This window comes from Palleronia sediminis (assembly GCF_004358695.1).
Lineage (GTDB): Bacteria > Pseudomonadota > Alphaproteobacteria > Rhodobacterales > Rhodobacteraceae > Palleronia > Palleronia sediminis.
The window spans coordinates 158,950-177,190 of sequence record NZ_SNAA01000004.1 but is presented as its reverse complement, the minus strand read 5'-3'; the positions used below and the strand labels follow the sequence as shown (position 1 = coordinate 177,190).

Below are 18,241 nucleotides of genomic sequence, written 5' to 3'. Positions count from 1 at the left end.
AGATCGGATGGGACGATGCGGCTGACCTGCCCAAACTGCGCGGCGGAATACGAGATAGACCCCGGCCTCATCCCAGAGAACGGGCGCGACGTGCAGTGTTCGACATGCGGCCATATGTGGTTCTTTACCCCGCCGGGCGCCCGGATCGCGCCCCCCGCGCCCCGTCCCGAGGATATCGCGGATGACGACGACGACGGCGGCGACGGGGACGACGCCGGCGATGACGGGTTCGAGCCGCCCGAGCCGCCCAAGCGCGAGCTCGACCCCGAGACGCGGCGCATCCTGCGCGAGGAGGCCGAGCGCGAGGCCGCCGCCCGCCGCACCCGCCGCGCCGAGGCCGAGGCCGAGGCCCGTGCGACGGCCGACACGGATGCGGCGCAGGACGCGCCCGAGCCCGCCGCCGGGCCGCTCGACGCGGCGATGCACGAGGGGCCGCAGGCGGTGCCCGACCCCGCGTCCCCGGGCGCCCCGCCCCGCATCCGCCGCACCACCGAGGACGCGCGCCGCGCCGCCGCCTCGCGCGGCGACCTGCTGCCCGATATCGACGAGATCAATTCGACCCTCACCGGCCGCAGCGCCGGGCCCGATGCCGATCCCGAAGGTGACGAGTCCGGCGGGCGCGGCGGCTTCAGGGTGGGATTCGCGCTGGTCGTGGCGCTGGGAGCGGGGCTCGTCGCGCTTTACCTCCTTGCCCCCGCGCTGGCCGAGGCGGTGCCGTCGCTCAGGCCCGCGCTGGCGGGCTATGTCGAGGCGGCGAACGGGATGCGCGCGCAGGTCGACGCGCTGCTGCAAAGCGCGGCCTCGGCCATCGCGGGTCTGGCGGGCTAAAGCCCGAACCCCGCATAGGGCAGGAACCGCACCGGATCGCCCGGCGCGATCTCGGCCGGGCCGTCGGGCAGTTCGACGAACCCCTCGGCCCAGGCCAGCCCCGAGATGCGCCCCGACCCTTCGGAGGCAAAGACTTCGGCCCGCCCGTCGCGCAGCCGGGCGCGCAGGAACTCGCGCCGCCCGGCCTTCTTGCGCTTGGCGAACCCCGCGGGCACCGTCATGGCCAGGGGCGCCCGCCAGCCGCCGCCCGCCAGCAGCGACAGCGCCGGGCGCGCAAAGATCAGCGCGCAGGTAAAGGCCGCGACCGGGTTGCCGGGCACGCCGAAGACGGGCCGCCCCTTCCAGATGCCCAGCGCCAGAGGGCGGCCGGGCTTGAGCGCGATGCGCCACGCGGCAAGGCTGCCGGTCTCGCCCAGCAACGCCGAGACGTGATCCTCGTCGCCCGCCGAGGCCCCGCCCGAGGTCACGATCACATCGGTGCCCGCCCCGTCCAGAACGGCGCGCAGGGCGTCGCGGTCGTCGGCGCAATGGCCCAGATCGACCGGCTCGTGGCCCCAGCGCGCGGCCAGCGCGAGCAGCATCGGACGGTTCGCGTCATAGGTGACGGCCGGATCGGGATCGACGCCCGGCGCGCCCAGCTCGTCCCCGGTGGACAGAACGCCCACGCGCAGCCGGCGGAACACCTCGACCTCGGCGACACCGGTCGCGGCCAACAGCGCCAGGTCGGCGGGGCGCAGCGCGTGGCCCGCGGGCAGCAGCACCGCGCCCGCATCGACATCCTCGCCCGCGCGGCGGGTATTGGCACCGCGCTTGACCGGCCCGTTGAAGGCGATGGCCGTGCCATCGGTGCGCGTGTCCTCTTCGAGCACGACGGTATCGACCCCTTCGGGGATCAGCGCCCCGGTGAGGATGCGCACCGCCTGCCCCCGCGGCACGGCGCCGGCAAGGGGCGCCCCCGCAGCGGCGCGCCCCGCGATCAGCGGCAGGTGCTGCGGCCCGGCGCCGGTCGCTTCGTGGGCGAAGCCGTAGCCGTCCACCGCGCTGTTGGCCCCCGGCGGGTTGGCCCGGCGCGCCACCGCATCGGCCGCGAGGATGCGGCCATCCGCCCCCACCGCGGGGACCGTCTCGCGCCCCGCCACGGGCGAGAGCCGCGCGCGCAGAAGGTCCAGCGCCTCGTCGACCGGGGTCCAGTGAACGCCGGGCGGCAGGGCGAAACAGTCGTTCGACAGGGGCGGAGGTTCGAGGGGGGCGCGTGCGGCGGGGGGCGGGTCGGCCATCGGATCGGGCGCGGTCATGGCAAGCTCCGTCAGGCGCGGGCCGTGACCGGCCCCGAGGATCCAGCCCTCTTCGGGCGCGTCCACGTCCATCATATCGGTCAGCTCGGCAGTGGAAAGCCGCGAGAACGCCCAGGCAAGGCGCGCGACCTGCTGCATGTCGCGGATGCCCTCCCTGCCCCTGACGGCCTGCTCGATCAGGCCGGGCCAGATCTCGGCCAGAACCGCCGGGGCGTCGTCGACGGGCTCGAACGGCCAGACCGCGAGGCCCTCGATCCGGCGCAGGCGCGAGAGCATCGGCAGACCCATGAGCGCCTGGCTGCCGACGGTCGGGTTGAAGAACAACTGCCACACGCTGGAAGAGGCGCCCGAGGCGACCTCGCAAGCGCGTTTCTCGGCCATACCGTGCCCGTCGCGGGACCGGCCGTGATAGGGGATGTCGGGGAAACGGTCCCGGTGCGGCTTGCCCCAGAACGGGCCGGTTCCGGGGAAAAGCCGGTTCAGGTCCGCGGCCACCTCGAAGCGGTTGTTGCGACCGCGCGCATCGTCCTCGATCCGCTCGGCCAGCCAGTCCCAGAGCCGCAGCGGATCGGACGCCCCGGTGACGGCCTCGGCAAAGCCGGCCGGGTAGCCGAACGGAAAGTCGAACGCCGCCATGACGCGCCGGCCGGCCGCGATTTCGGACCCGATCCGGTCGGCGAGCCAGGTCTCGGCCTCGCGGCGGGTGGGCATGGGGCGGGGTTTCTCGGCCATACCGTCCCTCACGGCGCCGATCCAGATCGAATCGCGTTCGGCCCGGCGCACGCCTTCGGCGGCGGACCAGTCCACGACGAGGATCGTGTCGAACCCCCTCACAGCCCCACCTCCGCCGCGATGAAATCGGCGATGGCGCCCGTGTCGTCGAGGTCGAGCAGCGGGCGGTCGAGCGGCCCCGGATCGCCCTTGGCCGCCACGGCGCGGATCGTCGGATCGCCCGGCGCGATCAGCCGGTGCCCGGTCTCGGCGCGCCAGGCCTCGACCTTGGGGTGACGGTCGCGTTTCCAACCCTCGATCAGCACCAGGTCGACCGGGTCGAGCCGCGCCAGCAGATCGGCGAGCGTCGGCTCCTGCGCGCCGCGCAGCTCGGTCATCAGCGCCCAGCGGTTGCTGCTGGACAGCATCGCCTGCCGCGCCCCCGCCTCGCGGTGGCGGCGGCTGTCCTTGCCGGGCGGGTCCACGTCGAAACTGTGATGGGCGTGTTTCAGCGTCGAGACGGACACGCCGCGGCCGGTGAACTCGGCCACCAGACGCTCCATCAGCCCGGTCTTTCCGGCGTTCTTCCAGCCGGTCACGCCAAAGACCCTCATGCCGACCGCTCGCGCGCGCGGGCGAGATCGTCGGGGGTGTTCACGTTGAAGAACGGGTCGCCCCGGTCGACGGGGAAACTGGCCAGCGCGGTGCCGTACCGGTCGGTCCAGGCGACGACCTTGCGCGTGCCCGCGGCAAGCGCGGCGCGCAGATCCTCGCGCAGCGCCACGGGCCAGAGCCCGAAGGTCGGATGCCGCGCGATCCCGCGTTCGGGGTCCGGCGTCGCGGCCAGCGCGATGGGTTTGCCCTGCGCCTCGGCCGCCAGCAAAAGCTGCGGCACGAGATCGGCGGGAAAGAACGGCGTATCGGCTGCGACGGTGACGATATGGCGCGCGCCCTGCCCCGCCGCCCAGTCGAGCCCGGCCAGCACCCCGGCCAGCGGCCCGGCGAACCCGTCGATGCTGTCGGCGAGAACCGGCAGGCCGGTATCGGCGAAACGCGCCGGGTCGCCATTGGCGTTGAGCGCCATCGCCTCGACCTGCGGCCCCAGCCGGTCGCGGACGTGATCGAGGATGCTGCGCCCCCCGATCTCGAGCCGGCCCTTGTCGCCCCCGCCCATGCGCCGCGCCTGCCCGCCGGCCAGGATCACGCCCAGGGGCGCCGTCACCGGCTCAGCCATGATCGGCGCTCCGCCGGGGGCGGTCCGAGGATGCACCCGCGGGATCGGCATCGCGGATCAGGCGGTGCTCGCCCGACAGGCAGACAAAGCGCCGCCCCCGCATCCGCCCGATCAGCGTCAGATCGACCTGCCGCGCGATCTCGACCCCCCAGGCGGTAAAGCCCGAGCGCGACACCAGCGCCGGAATCCCCATATGGGCGCATTTGATGACCATTTCCGAGGTGAGGCGCCCGGTGGTATAGAGGATCTTGTCGGCGGGCCCGGTGCCGGTGCTGAGCATCCATCCCGCCACCTTGTCGACGGCGTTGTGGCGGCCGACATCCTCCATGTAGACGAGCGGGCGGTCGCCCTGGCACAGGACGGTGCCGTGAATGGCCCCGGCGCCGAGATAGAGCGATGGGGTGGTGTTGATCCGCTCGGCCAGCGCATAGAGCCAGCTCGTGCGGATCTCGGCGGGGGGCAGGGTCAGCGCCTCGAGCCCCTCCATCATGTCGCCGAACACGGTGCCCACGGCGCACCCGCTGGTGCGGGTCTTGCGCGCCAGCTTTTCCTCGTGATTCGTGGGGCGGTCGGTGCGCACGACCACGACGTCGAGATCGTCGTCATGGTCCACCCCCGTCACCGTCTCGCCGTCGCGCAGCATCCCCTGGTTGCGCAGGAATCCCAGCGCCAGAAGGTCGGGATAGTCGCCGATGGTCATGGCGGTGACGATTTCCTGGCCGTTGAGATAGATGGTCAGGGGCCGTTCCTCGACCACGGCGATGGTCTGCGCGCGGCCCTCGTGATCGGTGCCCTCGACCGCGCGGGTCAGGCGGGGCGCCTCGGGGTCGGGCGCGATCAGGTAGCCGGGGCGGTCGGACACGGGGATATCGTCGGCGGGCATGGCGGCCTCGGGTCGGTTGCGGGGTGCGCGCCCCGGCCAGGCCGGGCCGCCCGCCCGACCCTAGAGCGGCCTCAAGCGGGATGCCAGAGCGCCGCCGCTAGCCCGCGCCGGGCCCGACGAAGGTGACGCCGTGCGAGGTGTCGACCGTCGCCTCGTCGATGCGGACGGTGGCGACCCCCGGCAGCGCGCCGAAGCCGCGCATGAGCACGCGCGGATACCAGGTCTGCGGCAGGTCGAACCCCGCCTCGCGCAGGATGGCGCTGGTTTCGCGGGCGCAGGTGGCCTTGTCGGCGGCGCCATGCGCCTCGACCAGCCCGGTCAGCCGCGCGGCGGTCTCGGGCGGCACGGGCAGGGTCTGCACCGTCATCTCGATATCGCCGCGGACGTGGTAATCGGTATAGGCAAGCTCGACCCGCGGCGTGATGCCGTGCAGCACGTCGCCCCGTTCGGGCACGATGGGCAGGGAAAAGCTGCCCGCCGGATCCCAGAGCACGCGCCGCTGCCCGTCGATCAGCAGCGCGGTATGCAGCCCCTGCGTCTCGCCCTCGCGCAGGACGGTGAAAAGCTTGATCTGCGTGGCGCCGCCGTCGGAATAGGCCCGGCGCTGCACCTCGGCCAGGGGCGCGTCATCCGCGGGCAGGTCGGCCCCGCCGCAGGCCGCGAGCGCGGCCAGCGCGACGCCCGCCGCGACCGGGCGGAACACCCGCTCAGCCGTTGACGATATAAAGCAGGATCAGCGCGACGATGATGCCGATCGTCAGGCGCGTGGTCCACTTGATGAACCCGTTGAAGGTCTTTTCCTGCTCTTCGATATCCATCGAGCCGGGGGTGTGCTTGGCCATCGCGGTGCTCCGTTGCGCGTGTCGTCGCGGGTCTTAGACCATTCGGGCAGGGCTGTCACCGGGGCAGATCCGCGCCCTCGCCCGCGTTCGCCATGCGATAGAGCCACGCGCCCGTGGCGGGGTCGCGGTCGCGCCGCGTCTCGCCCCGGTGAACGAGGTGCTGGCAATGCGCCACCGCCTCGCCCAGCGCGAGGCCATAGGCCCCCGCCCCGATCTCGCGGCCGAAAAGCGGCGTGAAACAGGCGCAGGCGGTGCGCGGCCGTGCGAGATGCGCGCGCAGCCGGTCGAGCGCGCCCAGGTGGTTGTCGATCATCTGGCCCAGCCGCCTGGCGAGCCCGCGATAGGGCAGCCCGTGCCCCGGCAGCACCGTCATCCCGTCGCGGGCATGGCCCCGCAGCCGCGCGCAGGAGGCGAGCCAGTCGCCCACCGGGTCGGCCTCGGGCGCGGAGGGATAGACGCTGAGATTGGGCGAGATCGAGGGCAACATCTGGTCCCCGCCCAGCACGATCCCGCCCGCCTCGTCCCAGAGCGTCGCATGTTCGGGCGCATGCCCCTCGCCCATGCGGACGGTCCAGCGCCGGCCGCCCAGCACGATCCGCGTGTCGCCGCGCAACCGGGTATGGCCCGGCGGCAGGGGCGCGGTGACATCGGCGAGGTTGAAGGGCCGCTCGGCCAGCCGGGCCGACAGGATGGCCGCATCCATCCCGGCCGCGCGCCAGAAGGCCACCGTTTCCGGCGCGGGGCGGTCCTGCACGTCGCGTTGCAGCCTGCGCGCCGTCAGCCAGCCGGTCCGCGGCATGAGGATCTCGGCACCGTGGGTTTCCGCGAACCAGCCGGCGAGACCCATGTGGTCGGGATGATGATGGGTGCACAGAACGCGCGTCACCCGCCGCCCGTCCAGCGCCGCGCGCCACAGCGCCCGCGTCCGCCGCGTGTCGAGCCCGGTATCGACCACCGCCACCCCCGCGCCCTCGTCGAGCATCCAGCAATTCACGTGATCGAGCGCCATGGGCAGCGGAAGCCTCAGCCAGCGCAGGCCCGGCGCGATCTCGACCGGCGCGCCGAACCGGGGCGGCGACGGGACGAGGAACCGCAACGGCTCGGGGCGGGGGCCGCGCGCGCGGTCAGACGGCATGGGCCGCGCGGCGACCGGAATGCTTGCGGTCGGGCAAGCGGGCGGGATAGGCCATGGCGGATCTTTCACTGGGCGGACGGGCGCAATCTGGCCCCGGCCGCCGCCGACGGCAACCGGGGGCCGGGCATGACCGAGGGCAGAGAGACCGAACGGCTGGCCTCCGACGCGGCCGGCATCGCGCGCGCGGCGGATCTGCTGCGCGGGGGCGGGCTCGTCGCGTTCCCCACCGAGACGGTCTATGGGCTGGGTGCCGACGCGACAGACGACCGGGCCGTGGCACGGATTTTCGAGGCCAAGGGACGGCCGCGGTTCAACCCGCTGATCGTGCACCTGCCCGATACCGACGCGGCGGCCGCGGTGGCCGAGATGGGCCCGCAGGCCCGCGCGCTGGCCGCGGCCTTCTGGCCCGGCCCGCTGACGCTCGTCCTGCCCCGGCGCGCGGGGGGGCTTTTGTCGCCCCTGGTCAGCGCGGGGCTGGACAGCGTCGCCGTCCGGGTGCCGGGCACGGCGCTGGCCCGCGCGATCCTCGCGCGGTCGGGCGTCCCGGTGGCCGCGCCCAGCGCCAACCCCTCGGGCCGGGTCAGCCCGACCGAGGCCGCGCATGTGCTGGCCGGGCTCGACGGGCGGATCGACGCCGTGCTCGACGGCGGCGCCTGCGCGGTGGGGGTGGAATCCACCATCCTGTCGCTGACGGGCGGGCCGCGGCTGCTGCGCCATGGCGGCGTGCCCGCCGAGGCGCTGGCCCGCGTGCTGGGCGAAATGCCGGCCGAGGGCGCGGACGACCCCGCGGCGCCCAGCGCGCCGGGGCAGATGGCGTCGCATTACGCGCCGCGCGGGCAGGTCCGGTTGAACGCGACCGATCTGCGGCCGGGCGAGGTGCTGCTGGGGTTCGGCTCGGTCGAGGCCGAGTTGAACCTGTCGCGCGCGGGCGACCTGACCGAGGCGGCGGCGATGCTGTTTCGCCATCTTCAGATGCTGGACCGCGCGGGCCACGCCGCAATCGCGGTCTCGCCCGTCCCCGAGCGGGGGCTGGGCCGCGCCATCAACGACCGCCTGCGCCGGGCCGCTGCCCCGCGGGAGTGAAATTTCGGCGGCCCCACCGCCCGCCGTCAACGCTTTGTAAACCCGCGCCCGTTACCCTCGGAAAGCGATTTTTCGGATGAAAAATCGAATACAGCAGGGGTTCAGTCGGTCGCGACCCGCGCCCCGCCGACCCAGGTGCCCAGCACCCGCCCCTGCATCCGCGCACCGTCGAACGGCGTGTTCTTGGATTTCGACGCCAGCGCGAACCGGTCCAGCACGAAAGGCGCGTCCGGGTCGAACAGCACCAGGTCGGCCGGCGCGCCCACGGCCAGCCGCCCCACCGGCAGGCCCAGCCGCCGCGCCGGGTTCAGCGACATCGCCCGCCACAGCGCCGCCAGCGACAGGTCGCCCGCATGGTAAAGCCGCAGCGCCGCGGGCAGCAGCGTCTCGAGCCCGACCGCCCCGCTCGCCGCCTCTTCGAAGGGCAGACGCTTGCTCTCTTCGTCCTGCGGCGTGTGCATCGAGCAGATCACGTCCACCAGCCCCGAGGCCACCGCCTCGACCAGCGCGCGGCGGTCGTCCTCGGGGCGCAGGGGCGGCTTGAGCTTGAAGAACGTGCGATAATCCCCGACGTCGTAATCGTTCAGCGTCAGGTGGTGGATGCCGATCCCGGCGGTCACGTCCAGCCCGTTGCGCTTGGCCCGGCTCAGCGCCGGCAGCGCGCGGGCACAGGTGACCTGATCGGCGTGATAGGATGCGCCCGTCATCTCGATCAGCGCCATGTCCCGGTCGAGCGCCATGCGCTCGGCCATCGGGCTGACCGCGGGCAGGCCGCGCAGCGACGCGAAGGCGCTGGCGCTGGCCGCGGCACCGCGGCTCAGCCCCGGATCCTGCGGATGGGCCACGACCAGCGCGCCGAGGCTGCGCGCATAGGTCAGCGCGCGGGCGAACACGCGGGTATCGGCGACGACGCGGTCGCAATCGCTGAAGGCCACGGCGCCCGCGTCGCGCAAAAGCCCGATCTCGGTCATCTCGCGCCCCTCGCGCCCCTTGGTCAGGGCGGCCATGGGCACGACGCGCACGCGCGCATCGGCCTGGGCACGGCGGTGGACGAATTCCAGCACCTCGGGCGTGTCGATGGGCGGGTCGGTATCGGGGCGCGTGACCATCGTCGTGACCCCGCCGCGCGCGGCGGCGCGCCCGGCGGTGCGAAAGCTCTCCTTGTGGCGCTCGCCCGGTTCGCTGACCTTGACGCCCCAATCGACGATACCGGGTGCAAGGCAGGCGCCGCGGCAATCCACGGTCTCGGCCTGCGGATCACCCGGCGCGGCGATCCGCCCGTCCTCGACCCAGAGCTCGCCCTCGCGGGTCTCTCCCGCCTCGGGATCGACGAGACGGGCATTGATGAAACGGAGGGTCATGGCAATCTCCCGGCGGCGCGTGCCACGGGATAACGCCGCGCGCCCGCCGGGGCAACGCGGGTCTCAGACCGAGATCGCCCAGACGAGAAAGGTGATGAGCAGCGCGACGCCCAGCGCGATCATCGCCACGATGCCGCCCGCGCGGCGCGACGACGCGCCGTCCCGCGGCGCGGCGGGGGGCGGCGCGGCCGTGGCATCTGGGGTTTCGGCGCTGGTGCTGCGGACCGGACCGGTATCGCCCAGCGCGGTCTCGAGCGGATAGCTCCCGATCAGGCTTGCGGGGGTGCCCACCGTGACGCGGCCGCGCCCGGCGCCGGGGCGCAGGATCAGCACCGGCCGCTGCACCGCGTCGAGGCGCGAGCGGTCGCGCCCGGCGGCGGTGGCCTCGACCCCCTCGCCCTCGGCGAGATAGGCGGCAAGCCCCAGCCCCGCCAGCGCCTTGGGGTCGAGCACATGGGCCTTGCCCACGTCGATTTCGGCGCCGTCGAAAAGGCGTGCGAGGCGACGGGCGTCGCCCTCGATCCGCTCGGCCTCGGCCATGGCCAGGTCGAGCGCAAAGACGAACACGCGGTCGGCGGATGACAGGTCGACGGTCTGTGACATGGCGGGCGCCTCGTTGCGGTTGTGTCCCGCTCAGCGCCCGTGGACCGCTGCGGGTTCCCTAGGGTGCTGCGGATGCGCGGTCACGCCGCGCGGGCCGCGCGCAGGTTGCGCGCCAGCAGGTCCATCGCCGCCATGCGCACCGCGACCCCCATCTCGACCTGTTCCTGGATGACCGAGCGGTTGATGTCGTCGGCGATCGTGCCGTCGATCTCGACCCCGCGATTCATGGGGCCGGGATGCATCACGATGGCGTCGTCCTTCGCACGGGCAAGCTTGGCCGCATCCAGCCCGTAGCGGTGGAAATACTCGCGCTCGGACGGGATGAACCCGCCATCCATCCGCTCTTTCTGTAGGCGCAGCATCATCACCACGTCGGCCCCCTCGAGCCCCGCATGCATGTCGTGGCAGACCTCGACGCCCCAATCGGCCGCGCCCGCGGGGATCAGGGTCGGCGGCCCGACAAGGCGGATCCGGCTCTCCATCTTGCCCAGCAGCAAAATGTTGGACCGCGCGACCCGGCTATGGGCGATGTCGCCGCAGATGGCGACGGTCAGGCGGTGCAGCCGGCCCTTGGCACGGCGGATCGTGAGCGCATCCAGAAGCGCCTGAGTGGGGTGTTCGTGGCGGCCGTCGCCCGCGTTCAGCACGGCGCAATCGACCTTTTGCGCCAAGAGCCCGACGGCGCCCGAATGGGGGTGGCGCACGACCAGCAGGTCGGGATGCATCGCGTTCAGCGTCAGCGCGGTGTCGATCAGGGTCTCGCCCTTCTTGATCGAACTCGCCTCCATCGACATGCTCATCACGTCCGCCCCGAGCCGCAGCCCCGCGATCTCGAAACTCGCCTGCGTCCGGGTCGAGGTCTCGAAGAACATGTTGATCTGGGTAAGCCCGGCCAGCGCGCGGGAATGTTTCTCGGGGCCGCGGTTGAGCGCGACGTAATCCTGCGCGAGATCGAGAATGGCGGTGATCTCGTCGGGGGCCAGCGGCTCGATGCCCAGAAGATGGTTCTGCCGGAATGTCATGGCGCCGCTCCCTCGATCGCGCCCCCGTCTATCGCGAACCGGGCGCCGCCCGCCACCGGTTTTCCGTCTTTCTTCTCTTCCCAAATACCCAACTCCGCGTGCGGGGGCGGCGCCTCCATTGCCGCGGGGCGCGACAGGGCGTAGCTCTGCGGTCATGCTGGACCCGGCTGAGTATCACGACGCGCTGGCCTGTCTCGAATGGCAGGTCGAACTCGGCGCCGACGAGGCGATCTGCGAGACGCCCGTGGACCGCTATGCCGCCGCGCACGCGGCGGCCGAGGCGAAAGCGGCCGCGGCGGCCGCGCCGCCCGTGGCCGATGCGCCGCGCGCGCCCGATGCGCGGCCCGACCCGGCGGCGCAGGCGCGCGCCGTGGCCAGGGCCGCCGCCGATCTCGAGGGGCTGCGCCACGCGCTCGCCGCCTTCGAGGGGATCGAGGCCAAGCAGGGCGCGCGCAACCTCGTGTTTTCCGACGGCGATCCGGGCGCACCGGTGATGGTGGTGGGCGAGGCGCCCGACCGCGACGAGGACAATGCGGGCCACCCCTTTGCCGGGGCGCCGGGCGCGCTGCTCGACCGGATGTTCGCGGCGATCGGGATGTCGCGCGCGGGCGGCGACATCTATCTCGCGGCGGCGATGCCGTGGCGGCTGCCGCAGACCCGCGACGCCGAGCCGGACGAGATCGCCGCCATGCAGCCCTTTCTCGAACGCCACATCGCGCTGGCCGATCCGCGAATCGTGGTGGCGATGGGCAACCTGCCCTGCCGGATGCTTTTGGGGCGCGACGGCATCGGGCGGTTGCGCGGCGGCTGGACCGAGGCGCTAGGCCGTCCGGTCCTGCCGATGCTCTCGCCCGCCCACCTTTTACGCGTGCCCGCCGCCAAGCGCGACGCCTGGGCCGATCTGCTCGCCCTCGCGGCGCGGATCGGCTGACCTGTTCACTGACGGAGATTGCACCGATGACCGACTACACCCCCCCCGAGGTCTGGACCTGGGACGCCGAGAACGGCGGGACATGGGGCAGCCTGAACCGCCCCGTCGCGGGCGCCACCCATGACGCCGAACTGCCGCGCGGCGATCATGCGCTCCAGCTCTATTCTCTGGGTACGCCCAACGGGCAGAAGGTGACGATCCTGCTCGAAGAGCTGCTCGAGGCCGGCCACGCGGGGGCCGAATACGACGCCTGGCCCATCGAGATCCGCGAGGGCGCGCAGTTCGGCTCGGGCTTCGTCGCGGCCAATCCCAACTCCAAGATCCCCGCGCTAGTGGATCTGCGCGGCGCGGCGCCCCGGCGCGTGTTCGAATCGGGCGCGATCCTGATGCACCTGGCCGAGAGCTTCGACGCCTTCCTCGGCGCGAACCGCCCAGAGATGCTGTCCTGGCTGTTCTGGCTGCATGGCTCGGCGCCCTACCTGGGCGGGGGGTTCGGGCATTTCTACGCCTATGCGCCCGAGCCGATGGAATACCCGATCAACCGCTACGCGATGGAGGTCAAGCGCCAGCTCGACGTGCTGGACCGCCACCTCGCGGAGCACCGGTTCCTCGCGGGCGAGGATTACACCATCGCCGACATCGCGACCTGGCCGTGGTACGGGCGCACCGTCTTCGGCGAAAGCTATGGCGCGGGCACGTTCCTGTCGGTGCAGGACTATACCCATGTCCGCCGCTGGGCCGACGAGATCGCCGAGCGTCCGGCGGTCCGGCGCGGCAAGCTGGTCAACAAGCTCGACGGGGGGCTGCGCGAGCGTCACTCGGCCGCGGATTTCGACGGGATCGAGGGGCTTTGACATGGGGCGCATAGACGAAACGCTCGAGTTCATCCCCTGCCGCATCGCGGTTCTGACCGTCTCGGACAGCCGCGGCGAAGCCGACGACCGGTCGGGCGATACGCTGGTCGAACGCCTGACCGGGGCGGGCCACATCCTCGCCCATCGCGCCATCGTGCGCGACGAGCGCGCCGATATCGCGGCGCAGCTCAGGGCGTGGTGCGCCGATCCGCAGGTCGACGTGATCCTCAGCACCGGGGGCACCGGGCTGACCGGGCGCGATGTCACCGTCGAGGCGCATCGCGACGTCTACGAGAAAGAGATCGACGCCTTCGGCGTGGTCTTTACGCAGGTGTCCTTTGCCAAGATCGGCACCTCGGCGGTGCAGAGCCGGGCCTGCGGCGGTGTGGCGCAGGGCACCTATCTTTTCGCGCTGCCCGGATCGCCGGGCGCCTGCCGCGATGCCTGGGACGAGATCCTGTCGCTGCAGCTCGACTATCGCCACCGGCCCTGCAACTTCGTCGAGATCATGCCGCGGCTCGACGAACACCTGCGCCGTAAATGACCGTCCGCCCGGCGCGCGGCTCACGCCCGCGTGGTTTGTCCGCCGGGCGCGCATGGTTATATGTGCCTGATAACGCCGGGAACCGACCATGCGCTTTCTCAGACGTGCCCTGACGGGACTGTTCCTCGTCTCGCTGACCGCGGGGCTTCTGGCGCTTGCCGGCGGGACGGTGCGCAGCGCGCTCGAAGAGCGGGCCAATCGCGAGATCCGCCCCCGCCAGGCCGAGGAACGCGTCTATGCCGCCAATGTCGTGCCCTTTGCCTCGGGCGACGCGGTGCCGGTGCTGTCGACCTTCGGCCGGATCGAGAGTCGCCGCAGCCTCCAGGTGCGCGCCGCCACCGCCGGGCGGGTGGTCGAGATGGGCCCCGGCGTCGAGGAAGGCGGCAGCGTCGACGCGGGGCAGCTCCTGTTCCGCATCGACCCCGTCGCAGCCGAGCGGGGGCTGGCGGTAGCGCGCACCGATCTCGCCGATGCCGAGGCCGAACTAGCCGATGCGCGTCGCGCGCTGGATCTCGCCCGCGACGATCTCGAGACCACGCGGGCACAGGTCGATCTGCGCGACCGTGCCCTTGCCCGCCAGCGCGACCTGTCCGAGCGGGGCATCAATGCCGCCGCCGCCGTCGAGGAGGCCGAGCTCGCGCTTCAGACCGCGCGGCAGGCGGTCCTGTCGCGGCGGCAGGCGCTGGCCGCCGCCGAGGCGCGCATCGCCTCGGCCGAGACCGCGCTGGAACGGCGCCGCATCGCGCTGGACGATGCGCGCCGCTTGCTCGGCGATACCGAGATCACGGCGCGCTTCGGCGGCCGGCTGGCCGATGTGACGGCGACCGAGGGCGGGCTGGTCAGCGCCAACGAACAGCTTGCGACGCTGGTCGATCCCGAGGCGCTCGAGGTCGTGTTCCGCGTCTCGACCCAGGAATATGCCCGCCTGCGCGGCGAGGGCGGGCCGCTCGCCGATACCGCGGCCGAGGTCTCGCTCGAGGTCGGGGATCTCGCCATCGAGAGCCCCGCCACCATCACGCGCGAGGCCGCCGCCGTGGCCGAGGGCGAAACGGGGCGCAGGCTATACGCGCGGCTCGCCGCCCCCGAGGGGTTCCGGCCCGGCGATTTCGTCCGGGTCCGCGTGGCCGAGCCCGAGCTTGCCGAGGTGGCGTGGCTGCCCGCCGCGGCGGTGGACAGCGCGGGCGGCGTGCTGGTGCTGGGCGCCGACGACCGGCTCGAGCTGGCGACGGTCGAGCTGTTGCGCCGGCAGGGCGACACGGTGCTGGTGCGCGCCCCGGATCTGGACGGGCGCGAGGTCGTGGCCGAACGCTCGCCGCTGCTGGGCGCGGGGATCAAGGTGCGCCCGCTGCGCCCCGAGGACCGCGCCGCGCGCACCGCCGCCCCGCCCGCCGAGGACCTGGTCGAGCTGAGCGCGGAGCGGCGCGCGTCGCTGATCGCCCGCGTCGAGGGCGATGACGCGATGGCCGAGGACGACAAGGCGCGGATGCTCACCCAGCTGAGGGCCGAGCGTGTGCCCGCGGGCGTCGTCGCCCGCATCGAGGGCAGCGGATGAGGCGGTTCGCGGGCGCGGGCGGGCTGCTGTCGTATTTCACGCGGCACCGGACGGCGGCGAACCTGCTCTTGCTTCTGCTGATCGTGGCGGGGCTGTTCGCCGCGCCGCGGATGCGCGCGCAGTTCTTTCCCGACGTAGTCAGCGACGAGATCACCGTCAGCATCGCGTGGCCCGGTGCCGGGGCCGATGCCGTGGATACCGGCATCGTGGCCGTGCTCGAACCGGCCTTGCTGGCCGTCGAGGGCGTGACCGAAAGCAGCTCGCGCGCCGGCGAGGGCAGCGCCGTCATCTCGCTCGAGTTCGAGCCGGGCTGGGACATGGGCCGGGCATCGGACGATGTCGAGACGGCGCTGGACGAGGCCAACGACCTGCCCGAAGCGGCCGAGGACCCGACGATCCGCCGCGGCGGCTGGCGCGACCGGGTGACGGACGTGGTCATCACCGGGCCGGTCTCGGTCGGTCAGCTCGGCCGCATCGCCGACGAGTTCACCACCCGCCTGTTCCAGGAAGGCGTGACCCGCACCACCACCCGCGGCATCGCCGCGCCGCGCGTGCTGGTCGAGGTGCCGTCGATGGCGCTGGTGCAATACGACCTGACGCTGGCGCAGATCGCGCAGGCCATCGGCGCCGAAACCGATGCCAACCCCGCGGGCGACGTGGGCGGCACGGCGCGGGTGCGCGTCGGTGTCGAGAAACGCGGCGCCGAAGAGGTGGCGGGCATCGTGCTGCGCGCCCAGAGCGACGGCAGCGCCCTGACCGTGGGCGACGTGGCCCGCGTCGTCGAGGAAGGCCCCGACCGCGAACGCGCCTATTTCGTCGGCGAGAACCCGGCCGTTTCGGTCCGCGTCGACCGCACCGAGGCGGGCGACGCGCTCGAGATACAGGCCACCGTCGAAGAGGTGGCCGACGCGATGCGCGCGAGCCTGCCCGAGGGGGTCGAGATCGACCTGATCCGCGGCCGGGCCGAGTATATCTCGGGGCGCCTGACCATCCTGCTCGACAACGGGCTGCTGGGGCTGACGCTGGTCGTGGGGCTGCTGTTTCTGTTTCTGAACGCGCGCACGGCGTTGTGGGTGGCGGCCGGCATCCCGGTGGCGATGCTGGCGGCCATCGCGATGATGTATGCGGCGGGGCTGACGATCAACATGATCTCGCTGTTCGCGCTCATCATCACGCTGGGCATCGTGGTCGACGATGCCATCGTCGTGGGCGAACACGCCGATTTCCGCGCCCGCGTGCTGGGCGAAGGCCCGGTCGAGGCCGCCGAGAACGCCGCCCGGCGCATGTTCGCGCCGGTGTTCTCGTCGACCCTGACCACGGTGATCGCCTTTTTCGGGCTTGTCGTCATCGGCGGCACCTTCGGGCGGCTGATCTCGGACATTCCCTTTACGGTGATCGCGGTTCTCGCCGCCTCGCTGGTCGAGTGTTTCCTGATCCTGCCCAATCACCTGTCGCATACGGTGGGCGCCGGGCTGCGCTGGTACGACCTGCCGTCGCGGACGGTCAATCGCGGCTTCGGCGTCGTGCGCGACCGTCTCTTTCGCCCGCTCATCCGGCTGGTGATCTGGGCGCGTTACCCGGTGCTGGCGGGGGCGGTCGGGCTGCTGTCGCTCCAGGCGGTGCTGTTCATCTCGGGCGAGGTGCAGTGGCGGTTCTTCAACGCGCCCGAGCGGGGCAGCGTCACCGGCAATTTCGCCATGTCGGCGGGCGCCACGCGCGCCGATACGCTGGAGCAGGTGCGGCTGATCCAGGAGACGCTCGACCGGCTGGGCGCCGAGTACGAGGAGGAGTTCGGCCGCAGCCCCGTCGATTATGCCATCGCCGAGGTCGGCGGCACCGCCGGGCCGGGCCTGTCGGGGACCGAGAACACCGAGCCCGACCTGCTGGGCGCGATCTCGGTCGAGCTGATCGACCCCGACCTGCGCCCCTATTCGAGCTTCGAGTTCGTGGCGCGGTTGCAGGACGAGGTGGTGCGCCATCCGCTGCTCGAGGAGCTCAGTTTCCGCGGCTGGCGGTCGGGGCCGGGGGGTGACGCGCTCGACGTGCAGATCGCCGATGCGCCGGTCGCCACGCTGAAAGAGGCGGCCGAGGCGCTCAAGACGCGGCTGGCGCGGTTCCCCGAGGTCTCGGCGCTCGAGGATACGCTGGCCTACGACAAGCGCGAGCTGATCCTCGAGCTGACCCCGCGCGGCGAGGCGCTGGGCTTTACCATCGACGGGATCGGCCAGCGGCTGCGCGACCGTTTGTCGGGGATCGAGGCCGCGACCTATCCGGTGGGCAATCGCTCGGGCGAGATCCGGGTGGAGCTGCCCGAGGACGAGATGACGGCCGATTTCCTCGACCGGGTGGTGCTGGCCACGCCCGGCGGCGGGTTCGCCGCCCTGCCCGATCTCGTGCGCGTCACCGACCGCGAGGGGTTCTCGACCATCCGGCGCGAGAACGGCATCCGTCTCGTCAGCGTGACGGGCGACCTGTCCGAGGACGACCCCGCCCGCGCCACCGAGATCACCGAGACGCTGCGCGCCACGATCCTGCCCGCGCTCGAGCAGGAATTCGGCGTGACCACCCGGCTGGCCGGCCTGTCCGAGGACGAGGACGCGTTCCTTGCCGACGCGCTGCTGGGGCTCGTGCTGTGCCTGATCGGGATCTACCTGTGCCTCGCGTGGATCTTTGCGAGCTGGACCCGCCCCGTCGTGGTCATGGCGGTGATCCCCTTCGGCCTCGTCGGCGCGGTCTGGGGCCATTACGTCTGGGAGGTGCCGCTGTCGATGTTCTCGATCGTGGGGCTGATCGGCATGACGGGGATCGTCATCAACGACTCGATCGTGCTCGTGACCACCATCGACGAATATGCCGAGCGGCGCGGCCTGATCCCGGCCATCGTCGATGCCACGTGCGACCGCCTGCGCCCGGTGCTGCTGACCACGCTGACCACGGTTCTGGGGCTGACGCCGCTGCTGTATGAGTCCTCGTCGCAGGCGCAGTTCCTCAAACCGACGATCATCACGCTGGTCTATGGCCTGGGCTTCGGCATGGCGCTGGTGCTGCTGCTGGTGCCCGCAATGACGGCGATGCAGCTCGATGCGGGGCGCAGCCTGCGCGCTCTGCGCCGGGCCCTGAGGATACGGCGGGGCGGGGTGCGCGCCGTCGTCACCGGCGGGGCTGTCGCCGCCGCGCTGTGGTTCGCGGCGACGGTCGGCGCATGGGCTGTGACGGGCGCGCCGCTGCTGCCGCTGGGCGGGGGGATCGCCAGCTTTGCCGCCTTTGCCGCCGGAGTCGCGGGGATCGCCGTGCTGGCGGTCGCGGTGGCGGCGGCGCTGCCGCGGCCGCGATCCCGCCGGGCCTGAGGCGCGTGCGGGCGGC

Annotated in this window: 17 protein-coding genes; 7 read left to right on the top strand and 10 right to left on the bottom strand. The window is 72.5% G+C overall.

Features of this window, described 5'->3' with window-relative positions:
- The first annotated feature begins 15 nt into the window (after window positions 1–15).
- Window positions 16–828 (top strand): zinc-ribbon domain-containing protein, encoded by an 813-nt coding sequence (locus E2L08_RS05740; protein ID WP_133396098.1) that lies wholly within the window; start codon window positions 16–18, stop codon window positions 826–828.
- Here the strand turns inward: E2L08_RS05740 and E2L08_RS05735 are convergent.
- The 7 genes from E2L08_RS05735 to E2L08_RS05705 form a co-directional block, all read right to left on the bottom strand.
- Entirely contained in the window at window positions 825–2,957 is a 2,133-nt protein-coding gene (locus tag E2L08_RS05735; RefSeq protein WP_133396097.1) for a molybdopterin-binding protein, read from the bottom strand. The genes E2L08_RS05740 and E2L08_RS05735 overlap by 4 nt on opposite strands.
- Complete coding sequence (gene mobB, locus E2L08_RS05730) at window positions 2,954–3,448, bottom strand: molybdopterin-guanine dinucleotide biosynthesis protein B (RefSeq protein ID WP_133396096.1); 495 nt, start codon at window positions 3,446–3,448, stop codon at window positions 2,954–2,956. Before mobB ends, E2L08_RS05735 begins: the two co-directional genes overlap by 4 nt.
- Window positions 3,445–4,068 carry a molybdenum cofactor guanylyltransferase MobA gene (mobA, locus tag E2L08_RS05725; RefSeq protein WP_370450631.1) on the bottom strand — a complete coding sequence of 208 codons (624 nt, stop codon included), beginning with the start codon at window positions 4,066–4,068 and terminating at the stop codon, window positions 3,445–3,447. The genes mobB and mobA overlap by 4 nt, the downstream gene beginning before the upstream one ends.
- Window positions 4,061–4,951: a formate dehydrogenase accessory sulfurtransferase FdhD gene (locus E2L08_RS05720; RefSeq protein WP_133396095.1), complete on the bottom strand. Its 891-nt coding sequence runs from the start codon at window positions 4,949–4,951 to the stop codon at window positions 4,061–4,063. The genes mobA and E2L08_RS05720 overlap by 8 nt, the downstream gene beginning before the upstream one ends.
- A gap of 97 nt (window positions 4,952–5,048) precedes the next feature.
- Entirely contained in the window at window positions 5,049–5,654 is a 606-nt protein-coding gene (locus E2L08_RS05715; RefSeq protein ID WP_133396094.1) for a hypothetical protein, read from the bottom strand.
- A gap of 4 nt (window positions 5,655–5,658) precedes the next feature.
- Window positions 5,659–5,793 (bottom strand): aa3-type cytochrome c oxidase subunit IV, encoded by a 135-nt coding sequence (locus E2L08_RS05710; RefSeq protein ID WP_133396093.1) that lies wholly within the window; start codon window positions 5,791–5,793, stop codon window positions 5,659–5,661.
- A 55-nt stretch (window positions 5,794–5,848) separates the two neighbouring features.
- Window positions 5,849–6,928, bottom strand: coding sequence for an MBL fold metallo-hydrolase (locus E2L08_RS05705; RefSeq protein WP_133396092.1), 1,080 nt, complete (start codon window positions 6,926–6,928; stop codon window positions 5,849–5,851).
- 126 nt (window positions 6,929–7,054) lie between these two features.
- On the opposite strand from E2L08_RS05705, the gene E2L08_RS05700 reads away from it, so the two are divergent.
- Window positions 7,055–8,011 carry an L-threonylcarbamoyladenylate synthase gene (locus E2L08_RS05700; RefSeq protein ID WP_133396091.1) on the top strand — a complete coding sequence of 319 codons (957 nt, stop codon included), beginning with the start codon at window positions 7,055–7,057 and terminating at the stop codon, window positions 8,009–8,011.
- A gap of 101 nt (window positions 8,012–8,112) precedes the next feature.
- On the opposite strand, the gene pyrC is transcribed toward E2L08_RS05700, so the two are convergent.
- The 3 genes from pyrC to E2L08_RS05685 all read right to left on the bottom strand — a co-directional run bounded on the left by pyrC (window position 8,113) and on the right by E2L08_RS05685 (window position 10,997).
- Entirely contained in the window at window positions 8,113–9,372 is a 1,260-nt protein-coding gene (gene pyrC / locus E2L08_RS05695; RefSeq protein WP_133396090.1) for a dihydroorotase, read from the bottom strand.
- Window positions 9,373–9,435: 63 nt separating this feature from the next.
- Window positions 9,436–9,975, bottom strand: a complete 540-nt coding sequence (locus E2L08_RS05690) for a hypothetical protein (protein ID WP_133396089.1) — start codon at window positions 9,973–9,975, stop codon at window positions 9,436–9,438.
- A gap of 80 nt (window positions 9,976–10,055) precedes the next feature.
- Window positions 10,056–10,997, bottom strand: a complete 942-nt coding sequence (locus E2L08_RS05685) for an aspartate carbamoyltransferase catalytic subunit (protein WP_133396088.1) — start codon at window positions 10,995–10,997, stop codon at window positions 10,056–10,058.
- Window positions 10,998–11,151: 154 nt separating this feature from the next.
- Between E2L08_RS05685 and E2L08_RS05680 the strand changes: the two genes are divergently transcribed.
- From E2L08_RS05680 to E2L08_RS05660, 5 genes are all read left to right on the top strand, one after another.
- On the top strand, window positions 11,152–11,928 hold the full coding sequence (locus E2L08_RS05680) for a uracil-DNA glycosylase (protein WP_206076972.1): 777 nt from the start codon (window positions 11,152–11,154) through the stop codon (window positions 11,926–11,928).
- A 26-nt stretch (window positions 11,929–11,954) separates the two neighbouring features.
- Window positions 11,955–12,782, top strand: a complete 828-nt coding sequence (yghU, locus tag E2L08_RS05675; RefSeq protein WP_133396087.1) for a glutathione-dependent disulfide-bond oxidoreductase — start codon at window positions 11,955–11,957, stop codon at window positions 12,780–12,782.
- A gap of 1 nt (window position 12,783) precedes the next feature.
- Complete coding sequence (gene moaB / locus E2L08_RS05670; RefSeq protein WP_133396086.1) at window positions 12,784–13,326, top strand: molybdenum cofactor biosynthesis protein B; 543 nt, start codon at window positions 12,784–12,786, stop codon at window positions 13,324–13,326.
- Window positions 13,327–13,414: 88 nt separating this feature from the next.
- A complete protein-coding gene (locus E2L08_RS05665) occupies window positions 13,415–14,878 on the top strand; it encodes an efflux RND transporter periplasmic adaptor subunit (RefSeq protein ID WP_133396085.1) in 1,464 nt (487 codons plus the stop codon).
- On the top strand, window positions 14,875–18,225 hold the full coding sequence (locus E2L08_RS05660; RefSeq protein ID WP_133396084.1) for an efflux RND transporter permease subunit: 3,351 nt from the start codon (window positions 14,875–14,877) through the stop codon (window positions 18,223–18,225). Before E2L08_RS05665 ends, E2L08_RS05660 begins: the two co-directional genes overlap by 4 nt.
- Window positions 18,226–18,241: the final 16 nt, after the last annotated feature.

What these genes read in the sequence shown, in the direction of transcription:
- E2L08_RS05705 (WP_133396092.1), bottom strand. Translation starts at nt 6,928, where the DNA reads ATGCCGTCTGACCGCGCGCGCGGCCCCCGCCCCGAGCCGTTGCGGTTC.
- E2L08_RS05685 (WP_133396088.1), bottom strand. Translation starts at nt 10,997, where the DNA reads ATGACATTCCGGCAGAACCATCTTCTGGGCATCGAGCCGCTGGCCCCC.
- E2L08_RS05665 (WP_133396085.1), top strand. Translation starts at nt 13,415, where the DNA reads ATGCGCTTTCTCAGACGTGCCCTGACGGGACTGTTCCTCGTCTCGCTG.
- E2L08_RS05660 (WP_133396084.1), top strand. Translation starts at nt 14,875, where the DNA reads ATGAGGCGGTTCGCGGGCGCGGGCGGGCTGCTGTCGTATTTCACGCGG.
- mobB (WP_133396096.1), bottom strand. Translation starts at nt 3,448, where the DNA reads ATGAGGGTCTTTGGCGTGACCGGCTGGAAGAACGCCGGAAAGACCGGG.
- mobA (WP_370450631.1), bottom strand. Translation starts at nt 4,068, where the DNA reads ATGGCTGAGCCGGTGACGGCGCCCCTGGGCGTGATCCTGGCCGGCGGG.
- E2L08_RS05680 (WP_206076972.1), top strand. Translation starts at nt 11,152, where the DNA reads ATGCTGGACCCGGCTGAGTATCACGACGCGCTGGCCTGTCTCGAATGG.
- E2L08_RS05700 (WP_133396091.1), top strand. Translation starts at nt 7,055, where the DNA reads ATGACCGAGGGCAGAGAGACCGAACGGCTGGCCTCCGACGCGGCCGGC.
- E2L08_RS05710 (WP_133396093.1), bottom strand. Translation starts at nt 5,793, where the DNA reads ATGGCCAAGCACACCCCCGGCTCGATGGATATCGAAGAGCAGGAAAAG.
- pyrC (WP_133396090.1), bottom strand. Translation starts at nt 9,372, where the DNA reads ATGACCCTCCGTTTCATCAATGCCCGTCTCGTCGATCCCGAGGCGGGA.
- E2L08_RS05720 (WP_133396095.1), bottom strand. Translation starts at nt 4,951, where the DNA reads ATGCCCGCCGACGATATCCCCGTGTCCGACCGCCCCGGCTACCTGATC.
- E2L08_RS05690 (WP_133396089.1), bottom strand. Translation starts at nt 9,975, where the DNA reads ATGTCACAGACCGTCGACCTGTCATCCGCCGACCGCGTGTTCGTCTTT.
- moaB (WP_133396086.1), top strand. Translation starts at nt 12,784, where the DNA reads ATGGGGCGCATAGACGAAACGCTCGAGTTCATCCCCTGCCGCATCGCG.
- yghU (WP_133396087.1), top strand. Translation starts at nt 11,955, where the DNA reads ATGACCGACTACACCCCCCCCGAGGTCTGGACCTGGGACGCCGAGAAC.
- E2L08_RS05740 (WP_133396098.1), top strand. Translation starts at nt 16, where the DNA reads ATGCGGCTGACCTGCCCAAACTGCGCGGCGGAATACGAGATAGACCCC.